This window comes from Brachybacterium sp. EE-P12, assembly GCF_003711805.1.
Lineage (GTDB): Bacteria > Actinomycetota > Actinomycetes > Actinomycetales > Dermabacteraceae > Brachybacterium.
In genome coordinates this window covers 232,588-252,068 of sequence record NZ_QXCP01000009.1, presented here as the reverse complement: position 1 = coordinate 252,068, position 19,481 = coordinate 232,588, and the positions used below count along the sequence as shown (strand labels likewise).

Annotated in this window: 14 protein-coding genes and 1 tRNA gene; 13 read left to right on the top strand and 2 right to left on the bottom strand. The window is 70.8% G+C overall.

Annotated elements, in window-relative coordinates; genetic code table 11:
- The first annotated feature begins 43 nt into the window (after nt 1-43).
- The 4 genes from D1648_RS13385 to galK all read left to right on the top strand — a co-directional run bounded on the left by D1648_RS13385 (nt 44) and on the right by galK (nt 4,394).
- A complete protein-coding gene (locus D1648_RS13385; protein ID WP_122942652.1) occupies nt 44-334 on the top strand; it encodes a DUF3017 domain-containing protein in 291 nt (96 codons plus the stop codon).
- A 116-nt stretch (nt 335-450) separates the two neighbouring features.
- A complete protein-coding gene (locus tag D1648_RS13380; RefSeq protein WP_122942650.1) occupies nt 451-1,947 on the top strand; it encodes a threonine/serine exporter ThrE family protein in 1,497 nt (498 codons plus the stop codon).
- Entirely contained in the window at nt 1,944-3,020 is a 1,077-nt protein-coding gene (locus D1648_RS13375; RefSeq protein WP_122942648.1) for a beta-propeller fold lactonase family protein, read from the top strand. Before D1648_RS13380 ends, D1648_RS13375 begins: the two co-directional genes overlap by 4 nt.
- A gap of 132 nt (nt 3,021-3,152) precedes the next feature.
- Nucleotides 3,153-4,394 carry a galactokinase gene (gene galK / locus D1648_RS13370; RefSeq protein WP_122942646.1) on the top strand — a complete coding sequence of 414 codons (1,242 nt, stop codon included), beginning with the start codon at nt 3,153-3,155 and terminating at the stop codon, nt 4,392-4,394.
- A 6-nt stretch (nt 4,395-4,400) separates the two neighbouring features.
- Here the strand turns inward: galK and D1648_RS13365 are convergent, their stop codons facing one another.
- Entirely contained in the window at nt 4,401-5,435 is a 1,035-nt protein-coding gene (locus D1648_RS13365) for an adenosine deaminase (RefSeq protein ID WP_122942644.1), read from the bottom strand.
- Nucleotides 5,432-6,658, bottom strand: a complete 1,227-nt coding sequence (locus tag D1648_RS13360; protein WP_122942642.1) for a pyridoxal phosphate-dependent aminotransferase — start codon at nt 6,656-6,658, stop codon at nt 5,432-5,434. The genes D1648_RS13365 and D1648_RS13360 overlap by 4 nt, the downstream gene beginning before the upstream one ends.
- Before the next feature lie 221 nt (nt 6,659-6,879).
- Here D1648_RS13360 and D1648_RS13355 point away from each other — a divergent pair.
- The 9 genes from D1648_RS13355 to D1648_RS13315 all read left to right on the top strand — a co-directional run bounded on the left by D1648_RS13355 (nt 6,880) and on the right by D1648_RS13315 (nt 19,447).
- Nucleotides 6,880-6,952, top strand: a tRNA-Trp gene (locus D1648_RS13355).
- A 33-nt stretch (nt 6,953-6,985) separates the two neighbouring features.
- On the top strand, nt 6,986-7,282 hold the full coding sequence (gene secE / locus D1648_RS13350) for a preprotein translocase subunit SecE (RefSeq protein WP_241155495.1): 297 nt from the start codon (nt 6,986-6,988) through the stop codon (nt 7,280-7,282).
- A 76-nt stretch (nt 7,283-7,358) separates the two neighbouring features.
- Nucleotides 7,359-8,273 (top strand): transcription termination/antitermination protein NusG, encoded by a 915-nt coding sequence (gene nusG / locus D1648_RS13345; protein WP_122942639.1) that lies wholly within the window; start codon nt 7,359-7,361, stop codon nt 8,271-8,273.
- Between the two features lie 243 nt (nt 8,274-8,516).
- Nucleotides 8,517-8,948 (top strand): 50S ribosomal protein L11, encoded by a 432-nt coding sequence (rplK, locus tag D1648_RS13340; protein WP_122942637.1) that lies wholly within the window; start codon nt 8,517-8,519, stop codon nt 8,946-8,948.
- 5 nt (nt 8,949-8,953) lie between these two features.
- Complete coding sequence (gene rplA, locus D1648_RS13335; RefSeq protein ID WP_122942635.1) at nt 8,954-9,673, top strand: 50S ribosomal protein L1; 720 nt, start codon at nt 8,954-8,956, stop codon at nt 9,671-9,673.
- A 638-nt stretch (nt 9,674-10,311) separates the two neighbouring features.
- Complete coding sequence (rplJ, locus tag D1648_RS13330; protein WP_122942633.1) at nt 10,312-10,830, top strand: 50S ribosomal protein L10; 519 nt, start codon at nt 10,312-10,314, stop codon at nt 10,828-10,830.
- Between the two features lie 147 nt (nt 10,831-10,977).
- Entirely contained in the window at nt 10,978-11,367 is a 390-nt protein-coding gene (rplL, locus tag D1648_RS13325; RefSeq protein WP_122942631.1) for a 50S ribosomal protein L7/L12, read from the top strand.
- A 587-nt stretch (nt 11,368-11,954) separates the two neighbouring features.
- Nucleotides 11,955-15,443 (top strand): DNA-directed RNA polymerase subunit beta, encoded by a 3,489-nt coding sequence (rpoB, locus tag D1648_RS13320; protein WP_122942629.1) that lies wholly within the window; start codon nt 11,955-11,957, stop codon nt 15,441-15,443.
- Between the two features lie 119 nt (nt 15,444-15,562).
- Nucleotides 15,563-19,447 carry a DNA-directed RNA polymerase subunit beta' gene (locus D1648_RS13315; RefSeq protein ID WP_122942627.1) on the top strand — a complete coding sequence of 1,295 codons (3,885 nt, stop codon included), beginning with the start codon at nt 15,563-15,565 and terminating at the stop codon, nt 19,445-19,447.
- The last annotated feature ends 34 nt before the right edge of the window (nt 19,448-19,481 follow it).

Here is a 19,481-nt window from a genome sequence, read left to right as displayed (position 1 = left end):
GGCCCCTGCCAGGGTAACCGTGCGGTACCCGTACCATGGCCGGATGCCGCCAGCCCGTTCCCCCCACACCCTGGGCGCCGCCTTCCGACGGCAGGCGGTGCTCACCCTCGCGCTGTCCGCGCTCGCGCTGATCGTGGTGATCGGCACGGCGGTCTCCGCCTCGCTCGCCGGGATCCTGCTCTCGGCCCTGCTGCTCTCGCTCGCCCTGCTGCGCGCCCTGCTGCCCGTCCGCGCGGTGGGCGCGCTCGCCGTGCGCTCCCGCGGCCTGGACACCGCCGTCCTGCTCGTGCTCGCCCTCTCGATCGCCGCGCTGACCACGTCGCCGAACCTCTGAGGGACACGTCCGCAGGAGCCCCCGCAGGAGCCCCCGCCGGAGCGTCCGGGGGAGTGTGAGCATCATGTCCCCCGCCGTCGGCGCGAGGCCCGGCGGGGGTGTGGCACGATCGATCCGTGCCCACCGACTCCACCCGGCTCCATGCCGTGTTCGACCTCGCCATGAGGATCGGGGAGGGCCTGCTCACCAACGGCGCCGCGGCCTCCGAGGTCACCGCCACGGTGCTGCGGGTGACCAGCTCGTCCGGCCTGCGCAACGTCTCCGTGCAGGTCACCTTCAACGAGGTCACGATCTCCTATCTGGAGGACGAGTCCGCGACCCCGTTCACGAGGGTCCGCTCGGCGGGGGAGCGGACCCAGGACTTCGCGCGCCTGGCCGCCTTCGAGGACATCTCCCACCAGTACCTCTCCGGCGAGCTGCCGCTGGACGAGGCGCGCCATCGCGCCGCCGCGATCCCGCAGCGCCAGCCGCTGTACCGCCTCGCGCTCGTCGTCGGCGGCTTCGCGGTGATGGGCGGTGCGGCCGCCCTGAGCTTCGGGGCGGGCAGCCTCGTCGTCATCGCCGCGACCCTGGCCGCCGGGCTGCTGATCGCGATCGCCGAGGTGCTCGCCCGCTGGTCCATCCCGCCGTTCTACAGCCAGGCCCTCGGCGGGCTAGTCGCCGTCGCCGCGGCCATCGGCGTCTCGGTCATCGACCCCACCGAGAACTCCTCGATCGTGGTCGTCTCCTGCCTGATCGTGCAGCTCGCGGGGCTCAGCTCGATCAGCGCCGTGCAGGACGCGGTCACCGGCTGGTACGTCACCGCCGCGGGGCGGATGCTCGAGACGCTCATGCTCACCATCGGGATCGTCGTGGGGGTGCGGGCAGGGCTGCTGATCGCCGACGCGGTCGGTGCGGACATCTCCGTGACGGCCTCGATGCCGCTGTCGATCACCACGGCCCTGGTGGTGCTGATCTCGGGCCTGGGGATGGGGCTCGGCTACGGCGTCGGCACGCAGACCCCCGCCCGGCTCCTGCTCGCTCTCGCCCTGGTCGCCGCCGGATCGGGGCTCATCTCCCATGTGATCACCGGGCTGCTGCAGGACCGCACCGTGGGCGTGGGCGCCGCCGCCTTCACCACGGGTCTGGTCGCGACCGCGCTCGCCGACCGGGTGCGCGCCCCCGCCCTCGCCTTCGTCATGGGCGGCGTCATCCCGCTGGTCCCCGGCAGCCGGATCTACCGGGGGCTGCTCGGGCTGCAGGACGACCTGGACGTCGGCATCGCCGAGCTGCTCGAGGCCGCGCAGATCGCGATCGCGATCGCGGCGGGAGTCGTGCTGGGCCAGCTCATCTCCTCCCGCGTGATGCCCTACGTCCGGCGCAGCGGCATCGCCTACACCCCGGCGATCTCCTCCCCGTTCACCACGCTGCGCCGTCGCCGTCTCTCGCTCGGCACCCGGAAGATGCGGCGTCGCAGCGGCGGGCCCGTGATCGAGCCGTCTACGATGACCGGTGAGATGACGGCGCTGTCGCCGTCCCTGTTCGACGACCCGGAGCTGCTCGAGGACCTCGAGCCGCCCGCGGACCTCGAGGACGGACCGACGCGCCGCGGCGAGGACGAGGAGGTCCCATGAGCACCCACGCACTGCTGGCCGTCGGCGGCTACTCCACGAGCGGCACCGGCCGAGGGCGCGGCATCGAGCTGCTGCACCTGCACGACGACGGGCAGGATCTCGCCGTCGAGCGCCGTGCCGCGGTCGACCTGCCCGACCCCTCCTTCGTCCTGTGGAGCGAGGACGGCACCCTGCTCCACGCGGTGCTCGAGACGGATCCCACCCGGCTCGTCACCCTGCGCGTGGACGAGGACGGCATGCGCCCGGAGGTCGTCGCGGACCTGCCCCTGGACGGGGCGGGCGGCTGCCACCTCGCCCTCGGGCACGACGGACGCTCCCTCGTCGTCGCCCAGTACGGCTCGGGCTCGGTCGCGACGGTGCGGCTGGACGAGGACGGCCTGCCCAGCGCGCAGATCGACCTCGACGAGCACCGCGATCTCGTCGACGGGATCGCGGACCTCTCCCCGCACCCCCACCAGGTCGTCGCGCTGCCCGGCACAGGTGCGCTCGCCGTCCCGGATCTCGGCCTGGACCGCGTGATGCTGTACCGCCAGAGCATCCGCGGGGAGATCGACCTGGCCGGGGAGATCCCGCTGACCCGCGGCAGCGGACCGCGGCACCTCGCCGCCGATCACGAGTCCGAGCAGATCCACATCGCCTGCGAGCTCTCGGGCATGGTCGCCACCGCCGTGCGCACCGCCGAGGCCCCGAGCCGCGCGGTCCCGGCCGTCATGCCTCCGGCCCCGCGCCGCTGGACCGTGCGCTCGATGACGCCCGCGAGCGGCCGCGCGGCCGATGCCGCCCTCTCGCACATCGAGCTCGTCGCCGACGAGTCCGCGCTCCTGGTCGCCGCCCGCGGCCCCGACACGCTCTGCCTGCTCTCCCTCGACGCGATGCGGCCCGAGTGCGTCACCGAGGTCGAGGTCGGCGCGCATCCGCGCCATTTCACGCAGTGGGGCGATCTGGTCCTGGTCGCCGCCCAGGAGGGCGACCGGATCGACGTGCTGCGGCGCAGCGGGGAGCATCTGACCCCTGCGGGAGAGCCGGTCCCCGCCCCGTCGGCCGCCTGCCTCGCCCTGCGCCCGAGCCGCTGAACTGCGCGGACGCCCCGCACGCCGCCCGTTTGCCGTTCCTGTCCATCGGACGGATAGACTCACCGACGCCCTGCCGGTCGATCGGCGGGCTCCGTCGCGCCCCCACGTACTCGTCCCGGAAGGACACTCCCGATGGCTGCAGCCGCTGACCCCACGACCGTTCCCGCACCGCAGGGCATCGAGCTCTCGGCCGCGCCGGAGCGCTCCGCGGCCGCCGACCGTGCCGCGGAGAAGTTCGAGGAGTCCTTCGGCTACGCGCCCGACGGGGTGTGGTCCGCGCCCGGCCGCGTCAACATCATCGGCGAGCACGTCGACTACCAGGACGGGCTGTGTCTGCCGATGGCGATCTCGCACCGCTGCTTCGCCGCTGCGGCCCGCACCCCCACCTCGCGCCTGCGCCTGCGCTCCGCCCAGAACACCCTCGAGCTGGACCTGGACGCCGGCGAGCTCGCCCCCGGTGCCGTCGAGGGATGGCCCGCCTACGTCGCCGGCGTGCTGTGGGCGCTGCGCCCCTTCATCTCCGGCGCCGTCACCCAGGGCATGGACATCCTCATCGACGGCCAGGTGCCGCTCGGCGCGGGCCTGTCCAGCTCCGCCGCCCTCGAGTGCGCCTCCGCCGAGGCGATCGAGGCGCTGCTGACCCTGGGCACCGAGCCGCTGGACCGGGTGCGCGCCGCGATCACCGCCGAGACCGACTTCGCCGGCGCCTCCACCGGCGGCCTGGACCAGTCCGCCTCCGTGCTCTCCCGCGAGGGCCATGCCCTGTTCCTGGACTGCCGCGACTTCTCCACCCGGCCCGTGCCGTGGGACCTCGCCTCCCAGGGCCTGGCCCTGCTGATCACCGACACCCGCGCCGAGCACTCCCACGTCGACGGCGAGTACACCGCCCGCCGCGCCGACAGCGAGCGGGCCGCCGAGGCGCTCGGCGTGCCGACCCTGCGCGACGCCGAGCCGGCCCGGCTCGAGGAGCTGCTGGCGAGCATCGACGACGAGGTCGTGCGGCGACGCGCCCGCCACGTCATCACCGAGATCGAGCGCGTGCGCGAGTTCGACGCGCTGCTCGCCTCGGGCACCGTGCGCGAGCACGTCGCCGAGCTCGGCGCGCTGCTGGACGCCTCCCACGACTCCCTGCGCGAGGACTACGAGGTGACCGTCCCGCAGCTCGACCTCGCCGTGGACACCGCCCGGCAGGCCGGGGCGCACGGCGCCCGCATGACCGGAGGCGGCTTCGGCGGCTCGACCATCGCGCTCGTCGAGGCGGACCGCGCGCAGGAGATCGCCGAGACGATCGCCGCCGCCTTCGACGGCGCCGGCTTCACCGCGCCGGAGTTCTTCCTCGCCCTGCCCTCGGAGGGCGCCGGCCAGGACCGCTGAGGCCGGTCAGGGCGCGGGCGACCCGAGCCAGTCCCGCACTCCGTCCAGGAGCCTGCTGCGCACCGGCTCGGGCGCGGCCGAGAGCCGGATCGAGGAGGCCGCGAGGCCCGCGAGCTCGGCGTCGTCCAGCCCGATCCGACGCGCCGTCTCGTACTGCTCGAGCAGGCGCGAGCCGAACAGCAGCGGATCGTCGGCCCCGAGCGCGATCTGCGCCCCCGCCGCCATCAGGGTCCGCAGCGGCACGTCCTCGGCGACCTGCAGCACGCCGAGCGAGGCGTTCGAGGCGGGACACACCTCGAGCCCGATACCGGCCTCGACCACGCGGTCCAGCAGCTGCGGGTCCTCGACGGCCCGCACCCCGTGGCCGAGCCGGTGCGGATGCAGGTGCTCGACCACGTCGCGCACATGGGACGGGCCCAGCAGCTCCCCGCCGTGCGGCACCGACAGCAGGCCCGCCTCGCGCGCGATCCGGAAGGCGGGCCCGAACTCGGCGGTGTCCCCGCGTCGTTCGTCGTTCGAGAGCCCGAAGCCGATCACGCGGCCCGCCTGGCGCGCGGCGAGCCGGGCGAGGGTGCGTGCGTCCAGCGGGTGCCGGGTGCGGGAGGCGGCGATCACGATCCCGACGCTCACGCCGGTCGCGGCCTCGGAGCGCTCGGCCTGGTCGAGCACGATCTCGACGGCCGGGGTGATCCCGCCGACGAAGGGGGCGTAGCTGGTCGGGTCCACCTGCAGCTCGAGCCGGCCCGAGCCCTCGGCCGCGTCGTCCTCGACGGCCTCGTGCAGCAGGCGGCGCATCGCCTGCTCGGAGTCGACGACCGCCCGCGCGGTGTCGTACTGCCGCTGGAAGCGGAACCAGCCGCGCCGGGTCGGCTCGACCTGCAGCGCGATGTCGTCGGTGAGGGAGCGGGGCAGGCGCATGCCCCGCTCCCCGGCGAGCTCCTGCAGCGTCGCCGGCCGCATCGACCCCGTGAAGTGCAGGTGCAGATGCGCCTTCGGGAGGTCGCGCAGGTCACGGCCCGCGCCGGTGGGGGAGGAGGTCATCCCGCCAGGAGCGCGGCCACCCGGTCGATCCCCTCGACGATGTCCTCGTCGCCGAGCGCATAGGAGAAGCGCAGATGGCCGGGCGCGCCGAAGGCCTCGCCGGGCACGGCCGCGACCTCGGCCTCCTCGAGGATCACGGTCGCGAGCTCGGTGGTGGTGGTGACCTTCCGGCCCCGGATCTCCCGCCCCAGCAGCTGCGAGACGTCGGGGAAGACGTAGAAGGCGCCGGTGGGGGTGGGGACCGTGAATCCCTCGATCGCGGAGAGCTTCTCGACGATCAGGCGGCGGCGCCGGTCGAAGGCCTCCCGCATCGCCTCCACGGGCTCCGTCGGCCCGGTGATCGCCGCGAGCGCGGCGCGCTGGGCGATGTTGTTGACGTGGGAGGTGAGATGGGACTGGAGGTTCGTGGCGGCCTTGATGACGTCGGCCGGCCCGACCATCCAGCCCACCCGCCAGCCGGTCATCGCGAAGGACTTCGCCACCCCGCCCAGCAGGATCGTGGTCCCGGCCAGCTCCGGCACCTCGGCGAGGACCGAGGTGAAGGGCACGCCCTCGTAGGTCAGGGACTGGTAGATCTCGTCGGTGATCACCCACAGGCCGTGCTCGTGGGCCCAGCGGCCGATCTCCCCGATCTGCTCGGGGGTGAGCACGGCGCCGGTCGGGTTCGACGGCGAGCACAGCACCAGGGCGCGGGTGCGCTCGGTGAGCGCGGCCTCGAGCTGGTCGACCGTGGGGACGTATCCCTGGTCCGCGCCGGCGAGGACGGGCACCTCGCGGGCGCCCGTCTGCCGGATCGCCTCCGGATAGGTGGTCCAGTACGGCGCGGGCAGCAGCACCTCGTCGCCCGGGTCGAGCACCGTCGCGAAGGCCTGGAACACGGCCTGCTTGCCGCCGTTGGTGACGAGCACCTGGGCGGGATCGATCTCGAGATGCGTGGTCGCGGAGACCGAGGCGGCCAGCGCCTCGCGCAGCTCGGGCAGGCCCGGCGTCGCGGAGTAGCGGTGGTTGCGGGGATCCCGTGCGGCCTCGACGGCGGCCTCGACGACGTGCGCCGGGGTAGGGAAGTCGGGCTCGCCGGCACCGAAGCCGATCACGGGCCGGCCGGCGGCCTTGAGCGCCTTCGCGGTCGAGTCCACGGCGAGGGTGGCCGAGGGCTCGATCGCGCCGATGCGCTCGGAGATGCGGGAACGGGTGGCGGGTGTGCGGGCGTCGTCGGTGGTCACGGGTCCATCGTGGCAGAGCTCGCGCCGCCTCGCCAGGATCTCCCTCCTTCGGACGGCGGGTGCTGCGAGGGGAGGGGCGACCGGCTCGGATGTGACGTGGTGCGGGTCGATTCGCACGAGCCCCCGTCGGCTTGTATGCTGGTCGCTGGTCAGAATCGCTCAGGCCTCCTCGGGTGCGTCCCGGAGCTGGGCGAGAGGGCCTGCGGGGTGCGTCCCCGCGAAGGGCAGTGGCGCAATTGGTAGCGCAGCGGTCTCCAAAACCGCAGGTTGCAGGTTCGAGCCCTGTCTGCCCTGCCGGTCCGGCCGGGGTCACCCGGCCGGATGCGGATGACCTCGACGAGATCGGACAGCCCCCACGTGAACTCCAGCCAGAACGCCCCGTCGGCACCGCGCACCGGTGACGCCCAGGGCTCCGGGTCGAAGAACCCGTTCCTGGCCATCGGTCTGTTCATCCGCCAGGTGATCGCCGAGCTGCGCAAGGTGGTCGTCCCCAGCAGGCGCGAGCTGGTCCTGTACTCGATCACCGTGCTGCTGTTCGTCGCCTTCATGATCCTGATGATCTTCGGGTTCGACGCGGTCTTCAGCTGGCTCTCCCGCATCGCCTTCACGGTCCCGGACGTGTGAGCGAGCGTCCCGTCCGCACCGCGCCCCGTCCCGTGACCGATCAGTCCACCGCCGCCAGGAAGGCAGGTTCCCGCCGATGAGCGAGACGACCTCTACCCCCGACGAGTCCTTCGACGACGTCGACGACACCCTCTCCTTCTCCGCCTCGGCCCCCGCCGAGCAGGCCCCGGCCGCGGACGCCGCCGACGAGGGCGTCCCCGCCGCGGAGGACGGGGTCGACGCCGAGCACGGCGCCGATGTCGACGCCGCCGAGGCCGAGGCCGACGAGAGCGCCGTGGCTCCTGCCGACGCCGACGAGGACCCTGAGGCCGCCGCCGAGGGTGACGAGGACGAGCAGCCCGCCGAGGGCGAGGCCGCCGCGTCCGAGGAGCCCGAGGAGGACCCGCTCCAGCAGCTGCGCATGCACCTGCGCTCCGCCATCGGCGAGTGGTACGTCATCCACTCCTACTCCGGTCACGAGAACCGCGTGAAGACCCAGCTCGCCACGCGCACCGAGACCATGGACATGGAGGACTACATCTTCGAGGCGCAGGTCCCGATGGAGGACGCGACCGAGGTCAAGAACGGCCAGAAGAAGATCGTCCGCCGCGTTCGCGTCCCCGGCTACGTGCTGGTGCGCATGGACCTGACCACCGAGTCCTGGCGCGTCGTGCGCGACACCCCGGGCGTGACCGGCTTCGTCGGCAACGCGACCGAGCCCACCCCTCTCACCTTCGACGAGATCTACTCGATGCTCGCCCCCTCCGTCGGCCTGCCCGAGAAGAAGCGCTCCTCCGGCGGTGCGGGTGCGTCCTCGAAGCCCGCGGCCGCGCAGAAGGTCCCCGACTTCCAGGTCGGCGAGTCCGTCACCGTCATGGACGGCCCCTTCGAGACCATGCCGGCCACGATCTCCGAGATCCACTCGGAGGCCCAGAAGCTGCAGGTGCTCGTCTCGATCTTCGGCCGCGAGACCCCGGTCGAGCTCGGCTTCGACCAGGTCGCCAAGATCTGAGCCCCCGGATCCGGGCCGCGCCGGCCCGGGTCCCCATGAACCGATCCGCCTCGCGGATCCGCGGCGACGTGCGGCCCCGGCCGCGCGGATACGACCAGGATCACCCCCGATCCGGGTCGACGCCGCCGCGACGTGCAGGTAGCGTCGCATCCCGGACCCGAGCCGCCGTGGGCGCACGGGTCCCGCAGTGGGAGGAGCGCGTGATGAGCTCCGCCCGGACCACACCACAGTGAGGAAGAGTCAATGGCTCCCAAGAAGAAGATCGCGAGCATCATCAAGCTCCAGATCCAGGCCGGCCAGGCCACACCTGCGCCGCCCGTGGGTCCCGCGCTCGGCGCCGCCGGCGTGAACATGATGGAGTTCGTGAAGGCCTACAACGATCGCACCGCCGATCAGCGTGGCAACATCATCCCCGTCGAGATCACGGTCTACGAGGACCGCTCGTTCACCTTCATCACGAAGACCCCGCCGGCCGCTGAGCTCATCAAGAAGGCCGCCGGCCTGCAGAAGGGCTCCTCGACGCCGCACACCGACAAGGTCGGCAAGATCACCCAGGCTCAGGTCCGCGAGATCGCGGAGACCAAGATGCCTGATCTGAACGCGAACGACATCGAGGCCGCGGCGAAGATCGTCGAGGGCACCGCTCGTTCCATGGGCATCACGGTGGAGGGCTGAGAACGATGGCATTCCGTAGCAAGGCTTACAAGAACGGTGCGGCGCTGATCGAAGAGGGCCGCACGTACTCCCCGCTGGACGCGCTGCGCCTCGCGCAGAAGTCCTCCCCGGCGAAGTTCGACGCCTCCGTCGAGGTCTCGATGCGCCTGGGCGTCGACCCCCGCAAGGCGGACCAGATGGTGCGCGGCACCGTCAACCTGCCCAACGGCACCGGCAAGACCGCCCGGGTCATCGTCTTCGCGACCGGAGCGCAGGCCGAGGCCGCTCTCGCGGCGGGCGCCGACGAGGTCGGCGACGACGACCTCATCGAGAAGGTCGCCGGCGGCTGGACCGACTTCGACGCCGCCGTGGCGACGCCGAACCTCATGGGCAAGGTCGGCAAGCTGGGCCGCGTGCTCGGCCCCCGCGGCCTCATGCCGAACCCGAGGACCGGCACCGTGACCATGGACGTCACCAAGGCTGTGAACGACATCAAGGGCGGCAAGATCGAGTTCCGCACCGACCGTGCGGCGAACCTGCACTACATCGTCGGCAAGGTCTCCTTCTCCGACCAGCAGCTCGTCGAGAACTACGTCGCGGCGCTGGACGAGATCCTGCGTCTCAAGCCGTCCGCCTCGAAGGGCCGCTACATCACGAAGATCACGGTGTCCACCACCATGGGCCCCGGCATCCCGGTCGACGTGAACCGCACCCGCAACCTCCTCGAGGACACCGACGAGGCCTGAGCGCGCTTCTGCCGCCGCATCCCGACGCCCCGTCCACCCCAGCGGTGGGCGGGGCGTCGTGCTGTCCGGGCGGGGGAGGAGGATGGTCAGGTGGTGGCGTATGGCGTACCACTGCGGTGATATCACCGTACTGGGACGCCATGCGCCAGCAGATGACCATCCGCAGGGGGCGGGGCATGCCGGAGCGGGCGAGACGCCCTCGTCCCGGGCCGAGGCGCCTGCCTCCCCGGTCGGCCGCACGCCCAGGGGCGCAGGCACAGAGTTCTTCGACGAGATGGACCAGGAATGCGGAACAGGTCGTCGAAGAACTGCCCGGACCCGCCCCGCTCGGCTGCACCCGCCGTGGAACTGTGACGCAGACCGCCGCTCTCGCCATGGCGTGCAACGGCCCGGCTGCACTACGCTGGACCTACCGAAGACCGCCGGTCGTCGCTCTCCGCCCGGGGAGCGTCCGAAGAAGTCCCGAGGGGACGGCCTGCGCAGGTGGACGAACGCGACCCGCACGGTCGCGCCCTCCGCGGAGCAGCAGCTCCCGGGGAGCCGGATCGTGCGTGCTGGCCTCGACACCTGCGTGTCGAGGCCTTTTCCCTTCCCAGGGCTCCTTCACCCGGTGGCGAGAGACCTCTGGAAGGAGGGCCATGGCGAATCCCGAGAAGGTGGACGCCGTCGCGGAGATCGCGGACATGTTCCGCACCTCCGACGCCGCCGTCATCACCGAGTATCGCGGGCTCAGCGTGGGGGAGCTCAAGGAGCTCCGTCGTGCGCTGGGTTCCGAGACGACCTACGCCGTGGTGAAGAACACGCTCACGGAGATCGCCGCTCGCGAGGCCGGCATCGACGTGTTCGACGGCACGCTCAGCGGGCCGACCGCGATCGCCTTCATCAAGGGCGAGCCGGTGATGCCTGCGAAGGCTCTGCGTGACTTCGCCAAGACCCACGAGAACCTCGTGGTCAAGTCCGGCTACTTCGAGGGCAAGCTGCTCTCGCAGGAGGACGTCCAGAAGCTCGCGGACCTCGAGTCCCGCGAGGTCCTGCTGGCCAAGGCCGCCGGCGCCATGAAGGCGTCGATGTCCAAGGCCGCCGCAGTGTTCGCTGCGCCGCTGTCCAAGACGGCGCGCACCGTGGACGCGCTGCGGGCCAAGCAGGAAGCCGCCTGAGCAGAACCGCTCAGCGGATTCCGCACCACAGCCTCAGCGCTGTCCACCGGCTGCCCCGTCGGAGCAACCGGACCGCATGACCTGGCGCGCGAGCGCCGCTCCAACACCGCAGGGACGCAGGTCCCGCCTACAGGAAGGAACGCCCTCATGGCGAAGCTCAGCAACGACGAGCTCATCGAAGCTTTCAAGGAGATGTCCCTCATCGAGCTCTCCGAGTTCGTGAAGCAGTTCGAGGAGGTCTTCGACGTCACCGCCGCCGCCCCCGTGGCCGTCGCCGGTGCCGCTCCCGCCGCCGGTGGTGGCGAGGCCGCCGCCGAGGAGGAGAAGACCGAGTTCGACGTCATCCTCGAGTCGGCCGGCTCCGCGAAGATCGCCGTCATCAAGGAGGTGCGCGGCCTGACCTCCCTCGGTCTGAAGGAGGCCAAGGCGCTCGTCGACGAGGCCCCCAAGCCCGTCCTCGAGGGTGTCAAGCAGGAGGACGCCGACGCCGCCAAGGCGAAGCTCGAGGAGGCCGGCGCGACCGTCTCCGTCAAGTGATCTCCGGCGCACGCCCCGGTGTGCGCCTCACCTGACGGCAGTCGCACTGCTCCGAGGAGGGCCGTCCCGCATCGCGCGGGGCGGCCCTTCCGCATGCTCGGGGGAGGGGCGTGCGTCCACGGGGCCGCGGGAAGAGGCGCCTCGCGGCCACCGCCCTGAGCCGTGCTCGCACGGCGTGGAGCGCGCGCACCGACCCGCGGCGACGCGCGCGATCCGCCTCTGACGTGGCGCGACAGCGCGCCGTCGGCCCCGCCTGCTTGACTGCGCCGAGATTTCCCGCCACACTTTTTCCCGTACGGGGCTGTTCCTGCCGCATGTGCCCGGTGTGATGACACCGCCGGGCCGGTCGAGCCAGACGGGCAGGAAGCGCCGACGAAGAACCCCCGCGCCAGGCATATAGCGGCCGACGCGGATGGAACGGCTCCTCAGGGGGCCTTGTCTCCATCCGCGATTTTGTGTATGCTCGGTCCTTGCGCTGTGCGTCTCCCGTGGGTTCCGTCGCCTGATCTCGACACCGTTCGCTCCACCGCCTGACGGGTGTTCGCCGCGCCTGGGATTCCGTCATCGGCCTGTGGAAGGACCCCCCTTTGGCTGCCTCGAGCACCGATCGCACCACCGACATCGCACTTCGCACCGCCTCCCCTCGCGTCACCTTCGCGAAGCTCGGCGACCCTCTCGACGTCCCGGATCTGCTGAGTCTGCAGACCACCTCGTTCGACTGGCTGCTGGGCAACGAGCGCTGGCAGGAGCGTGCGGCCGACGCCGCCTCCGCCGGCCGCGAGGACGTCCCGCAGACCTCCGGTCTCGCGGACATCCTCGAGGAGATCTCCCCGATCGAGGACTTCGCCGGCAACATGTCGCTGTCGTTCCGCGATCACACCTTCGACGACCCGAAGTACACGGTCGAGGAGTGCAAGGAGAAGGACCTCACCTACGCGGCTCCGCTGTACGTCATCGCGGAGTTCATGAACAACGAGACCGGTGAGATCAAGACCCAGACGGTCTTCATGGGCGAGTTCCCGCTCATGACCGACAAGGGCACCTTCATCATCAACGGCACCGAGCGCGTCGTCGTCTCGCAGCTCGTCCGTTCCCCGGGCGTGTACTTCGAGGAGTCGATCGACAAGACCTCGGACAAGCACATCTTCTCGGCCAAGGTCATCCCCTCGCGCGGTGCCTGGCTCGAGTTCGAGGTCGACAAGCGCGACCAGGTCGGCGTGCGCATCGACCGCAAGCGCAAGCAGTCCGTCACCACGCTGCTGCAGGCGCTGGGCATGTCCCACAGCGACATCCTCGAGGAGTTCGGCGAGTTCGAGTCGATGCGCTCCACGCTCGAGAAGGACCGCATCACCTCCCAGGACGAGGCCCTCATCGACATCTACCGCAAGCAGCGCCCGGGCGAGCCGCCCACGCGCGATGCGGGCGAGGCGATGCTGAACAACCTCTACTTCAACGCCAAGCGCTACGACCTGGCGAAGGTCGGTCGCTACAAGATCGACAAGAAGCTCGGCCTCGAGGGCAGCCTCTCCGAGTCGACCCTGCGCCTGCAGGACATCGTCGCGACCATCAAGTACATCGTCGCGCTGCACGACGGCGTCTCGGAGTACACGAGCGTCGACGACCGCGCGGTGCGCGTCGAGACCGACGACATCGACCACTTCGGCAACCGTCGCATCCGCGCCGTCGGCGAGCTGATCCAGAACCAGGTCCGCACCGGCCTGTCCCGGATGGAGCGCGTCGTCCGCGAGCGCATGACCACGCAGGACGTCGAGGCGATCACCCCGCTGACGCTGATCAACATCCGTCCGGTCACCGCCGCGATCAAGGAGTTCTTCGGAACCTCCCAGCTGTCGCAGTTCATGGACCAGAACAACCCGCTGTCGGGCCTGACCCACAAGCGGCGCCTGTCCGCGCTCGGCCCGGGCGGCCTCTCCCGCGACCGCGCCGGCATGGAGGTCCGCGACGTCCACCCGAGCCACTACGGCCGCATGTGCCCGATCGAGACCCCCGAGGGGCCGAACATCGGTCTGATCGGTTCGCTGGCGACCTTCGCCCGGATCAATCCCTTCGGCTTCGTCGAGACCCCGTACCGCAAGGTCGAGAACGGCCTCGTCACCGACGAGATCGTCTACCTCACCGCGGACGACGAGGACCGTCACATCATCGCCCAGGCGAACGCGAAGATCGACGAGGACGGCCGCTTCCTCGAGGACGAGGTGCTCGTGCGCCTCGCCGGCGGCGAGCCGGACCTCGTGCCGATCGCGGACGTGGACTACATGGACGTCTCCGCGCGTCAGATGGTCTCCGTCGCGACCGCGATGATCCCCTTCCTCGAGCACGACGACGCCAACCGCGCGCTCATGGGCTCGAACATGCAGCGCCAGGCCGTGCCGCTGCTCCGCTCCGAGATGCCGCTGGTCGGCACCGGCATGGAGCGTCGCGCCGCGGTCGACGCGGGCGACGTGGTCGTGGCCAGCAAGGGCGGCGTCATCGAGGAGCTCTCGGCGGACCTCATCGTGGTGATGGCCGACGACGGCACCCGCCAGACCTACCCGATCGGGAAGTTCCAGCGCTCCAACGCCGGCAACTCCTACAACCAGCGCGTCCTCTTCGACGAGGGCGACCGGGTCGAGGCCGGCTCGATCCTCGCCGACGGTCCCTCGACCGATCAGGGCGAGCTCGCCATCGGCAAGAACCTGCTGGTCGCGTTCATGTCGTGGGAGGGCCACAACTACGAGGACGGCATCATCCTGTCCTCGCGCATGGTCCAGGACGACGTCCTCACCTCGATCCACATCGAGGAGCACGAGGTCGACGCCCGCGACACGAAGCTGGGCAAGGAGGAGATCACCCGGGACATCCCGAACGTCGGCGACGACGTGCTGGCCGATCTCGACGAGCGCGGCATCATCCGCATCGGCGCCGAGGTCGAGCCGGGCGACATCCTCGTCGGCAAGGTGACCCCGAAGGGCGAGACCGAGCTGACCCCCGAGGAGCGCCTGCTGCGCGCGATCTTCGGCGAGAAGGCCCGCGAGGTGCGCGACACCTCGCTGCGCGTCCCCCACGGCGAGTCCGGCACCGTGATCGGCGTGCGGGTGTTCACCGATGACGAGGACGGCGACATCCTCCCCACCGGTGTCAACGAGATGGTCCGCGTGTACGTGGCCCAGAAGCGCAAGATCACCGACGGCGACAAGCTCGCCGGCCGCCACGGCAACAAGGGCGTCATCGCGAAGATCCTGCCGGTCGAGGACATGCCGTTCCTGGAGGACGGCACCCCGATCGACATCATCCTCAACCCCATGGGCGTGCCCGGCCGCATGAACATCGGCCAGGTCATGGAGACCCACCTCGGCTGGGTCGCGAAGTCCGGCTGGGACCTCGAGGCCTCCGACGCCGTCGCCGCGGACCTGCCCGAGGCCGCGCTGCACGGCGAGCCCGGCACCCCGGTCGCGGTCCCGGTCTTCGACGGCCTCACCGCCGACGAGGTCACCGGCCTGATCGCCAACCACCGCCCCAACCGGGACGGCGAGCGGATGGTCAAGGAGAACGGCAAGGCGCGCCTGTTCGACGGCCGCTCCGGCGAGCCCTTCCCGGACCCGATCTCCGTGGGCTACATGTACATGCTGAAGCTCCACCACCTGGTGGACGACAAGCTGCACGCCCGCTCGACCGGTCCGTACTCGATGATCACGCAGCAGCCGCTGGGCGGCAAGGCCCAGTTCGGCGGCCAGCGCTTCGGCGAGATGGAGGTGTGGGCCCTGGAGGCCTACGGCGCCGCCTACGCCCTGCAGGAGCTGCTGACCATCAAGTCCGATGACATCTCGGGCCGCGTGAAGGTCTACGAGGCGATCGTCAAGGGCGAGAACATCCCCGAGCCCGGGATCCCGGAGTCCTTCCGCGTGCTGCTCAAGGAGATGCAGTCGCTGTGCCTGAACGTGGAGGTGCTGTCCAGCGACGGCACCGCCCAGGAGGTCCAGGAGAGCGACGAGGAGGTCTTCCGCGCCGCGGAGGAGCTCGGCATCGACCTGTCCCGCCGACCCCACGAGGGCGTCGGCTCCATCGAAGAGGTCTGACGGACGGGGGACCGGGAGGGATCCCGCGCGGCGCCCGCCGCCCCTGAGACCCCTCCCGGCCCCGCCCTCGACCCCCGTTCCCTCAGACACCACGACTTCCGATCGAGAGAAGGACACCTGTGCTCGACGTCAACACCTTCGATGAGCTGCGCATCGGCCTCGCGACCGCCGATGACATCCGCGGCTGGTCCCACGGCGAGGTCAAGAAGCCCGAGACCATCAACTACCGCACCCTGAAGCCCGAGATGGACGGCCTGTTCTGCGAGCGCATCTTCGGTCCCACCCGGGACTGGGAGTGCTACTGCGGCAAGTACAAGCGCGTCCGCTTCAAGGGCATCGTCTGCGAGCGCTGCGGCGTGGAGGTCACCAAGTCCTCCGTGCGCCGTGAGCGCATGGGCCACGTGGAGCTCGCGGCCCCCGTCACCCACATCTGGTACTTCAAGGGCGTGCCGAGCCGTCTCGGCTACCTGCTGGACCTCGCGCCGAAGGATCTCGAGAAGATCATCTACTTCGCCGCGTACATGATCACCGACGTGGACGAGCAGGCCCGCCACGACGACATGCCCGATCTGCAGGCCCGCTTCGACCTCGAGGTCAAGGAGCTCGGCAGCGAGCGCGACGCCGCGATCAACCAGCGCGCCGTCACCGCGGAGAAGGACCTCGCCCAGCTCGAGGAGGAGGGCGCCAAGGCCGACGCGAAGCGCAAGGTCCGCGACTCCTCCGAGCGCGAGCAGGCCCAGATCCGCAAGAAGTACGACGCGGAGATCGACCGCATCACCCGCGTGTGGGAGCGCTTCAAGACCCTCAAGGTCGCCGACCTCGAGGGCGATGAGCAGCTCTACCGCGCGATGAAGCTCCGCTACGGCACGTACTTCGAGGGCGGCATGGGCGCCGAGGCGATCCAGCGTCGCCTCGCCGACTTCGACCTCGAGGCCGAGGCGGCCTCGCTGCGCGAGGTCATCGCCACCGGCAAGGGGCAGAAGAAGGCCCGCGCGCTCAAGCGCCTCAAGGTCGTCTCCGCCTTCCTCACCACCACGAACTCTCCCGTCGGCATGGTGCTGGACGCGGTCCCGGTGATCCCGCCGGACCTGCGCCCGATGGTGCAGCTGGACGGCGGCCGATTCGCGACCTCCGACCTCAACGACCTGTACCGCCGCGTGATCAACCGCAACAACCGCCTCAAGCGGCTGCTGGATCTCGGCGCGCCCGAGATCATCGTGAACAACGAGAAGCGCATGCTGCAGGAGTCGGTCGACTCGCTGTTCGACAACGGCCGCCGCGGCCGCCCGGTGACCGGTCCGGGCAACCGCCCGCTGAAGTCGCTCTCGGACATGCTCAAGGGCAAGCAGGGGCGCTTCCGCCAGAACCTGCTCGGCAAGCGCGTGGACTACTCCGCCCGCTCCGTGATCGTCAACGGCCCGCAGCTGAAGCTGCACCAGTGCGGTCTGCCCAAGGGCATGGCGCTCGAGCTGTTCAAGCCCTTCGTCATGAAGCGCCTGGTCGAGCTCAGCCACGCCCAGAACGTCAAGGCCGCCAAGCGCATGGTCGAGCGCGCCCGTCCCGAGGTCTGGGACGTGCTCGAGGAGGTCATCACCGAGCACCCGGTGCTGCTGAACCGTGCGCCGACGCTGCACCGCCTGGGCATCCAGGCCTTCGAGCCGCAGCTCGTCGAGGGCAAGGCGATCCACCTGCACCCGCTGGTGTGCGCCGCCTTCAACGCGGACTTCGACGGCGACCAGATGGCCGTGCACCTGCCGCTGTCCGCGGAGGCGCAGGCCGAGGCGCGCATCCTGATGCTGTCCTCGAACAACATCCTGAAGCCCTCCGACGGCCGCCCGGTCACCATGCCCGCGCAGGACATGATCATCGGCCTGTACCACATCACCACGGTGCGCGAGGAGGTCGAGGGCGCCGGTCGCTCCTTCGCCTCCGTCGCCGAGGCGATCATGGCCCACGACCGCGGCGAGCTGCATCTGAACGCCCCGGTCTCCATCCGCTTCGAGGACATCGTCCCGCCGAGCGACTGGCAGGCCCCGGAGGGCTGGTCCGAGGGCGATCCGATCGTCCTGACCACCACCCTGGGCGCGGTGTACTTCAACGAGACGCTGCCGGAGGACTTCCCCTTCGTGCAGGGCCAGGTCGGCAAGAAGCGTCTGGGCGGGATCGTCAACGCTCTCGCCGAGCGCTACGACAAGGGCCAGGTCGCCGCGTCCCTGGACGCGCTGAAGGCCTACGGCTTCTCGTGGTCGACCCGATCGGGCGCGTCCTTCGCGCTGTCCGACGTCGTGACCCCGCCTGCGAAGGCGGAGATCATCGCGAAGTACGAGGCGAAGGCCGCGCAGGTCCAGGAGAACCGTGACCTGGGCCTGGTCTCCGAGTCCGAGCGCAACATGGAGCTCATCGACATCTGGACCGAGGCGACCAACGAGGTCGACCAGGCCATGCGGGCGAACTTCGAGCCGACCAACACCATCTACCGCATGGTGGACTCCGGCGCCCGAGGCAACTGGATGCAGATCCGCCAGATCGCCGGCATGCGCGGCCTGGTGAACAACCCCAAGGGTGAGATCATCCCGCGCCCGATCCTCTCCAACTACAAGGAGGGGCTGTCGGTCCTGGAGTACTTCATCGCCTCGCACGGCTCCCGCAAGGGCCTGGCGGACACGGCGCTGAAGACCGCCCAGTCGGGCTACCTGACCCGACGTCTGGTCGACGTCTCGCAGGACGTCATCGTCCGCGAGGACGACTGCGGCACCACGAAGGGCCTGGTCCTGCCGATCGCGGTCGAGGAGGGCGGCGTGCTGCGCCCCCACGAGCACGCGGAGTCCACGGTCTACGGCCGTGTGCTGGCGACCGCCGCGATCGGGGCCGACGGCACCGAGGCGGCACCCGCGGGCACCGAGCTCGGCGACGTGCTCATCGAGCAGCTCGTCGAGGCCGGCGTGCGCGAGGTGAAGATCCGCTCCGTGCTGACCTGCGACTCGGCGGTGGGCACCTGCGCCCAGTGCTACGGCAAGTCGCTCGCCACCGGCCAGCTGGTCGACATCGGCGAGGCCGTCGGCATCGTCGCGGCGCAGTCCATCGGCGAGCCCGGCACGCAGCTGACCATGCGCACCTTCCACTCCGGTGGTGTGGCCAGCGCCGACGGCGACATCACGCACGGTCTGCCGCGTGTGCAGGAGCTCTTCGAGGCCCGCACCCCGGCCGGCTTCGCGCCGATCTCCGAGTTCGCCGGCCGCGCCGCGATCGAGGAGAACGACAAGCAGCGTCGGATCACGGTCACGCCGGACGACGGCTCGGACGAGGTGACCTACACCGTCTCCAAGCGCGTCACCCTGCTGATCGCCGACGGCGACCACATCGAGGTCGGCCAGCAGCTCACCCAGGGCTCCGTCGACCCGAAGCAGGTGCTGCGCATCCTCGGCCCCCGCGCGGTGCAGCAGCACCTCGTGGACGAGGTCCAGAAGGTGTACATCTCCCAGGGCGTGGACATCCACGCCAAGCACATCGAGGTCATCGTGCGGCAGATGCTCCGCCGCGTGACGGTCATCGAGTCGGGCGACACCGATCTGCTGCCGGGCGACTTCGCCGAGCGCGTCACCTTCGAGCGGGAGAACCGTCGGGTCCTCTCCGAGGGCGGTCAGCCGGCCTCGGGCCGTCCGGAGCTGATGGGCATCACCAAGGCGTCGCTCGCGACCGAGTCGTGGCTCTCGGCGGCCTCCTTCCAGGAGACCACCCGCGTGCTCACCGAGGCCGCCCTGAATCGCAAGAGCGACCAGCTCATGGGGCTCAAGGAGAACGTCATCATCGGCAAGCTCATCCCGGCGGGCACCGGCCTGTCGCGGTTCCGCCGCATCGCGGTCGAGCCCACCGACGAGGCGAAGGCGCAGATGTACCAGGTGCCGGGCTACGACGAGCTGGACTTCTCCGGCTTCGGCCAGACCGGCGCGGTCAACCTCGACGACATCGACTACGCCGATCCCTTCCGCACCGACTTCCGGTGACGGAGCAGCGGTGAGCGGGTGCTGAGCGCCCGCT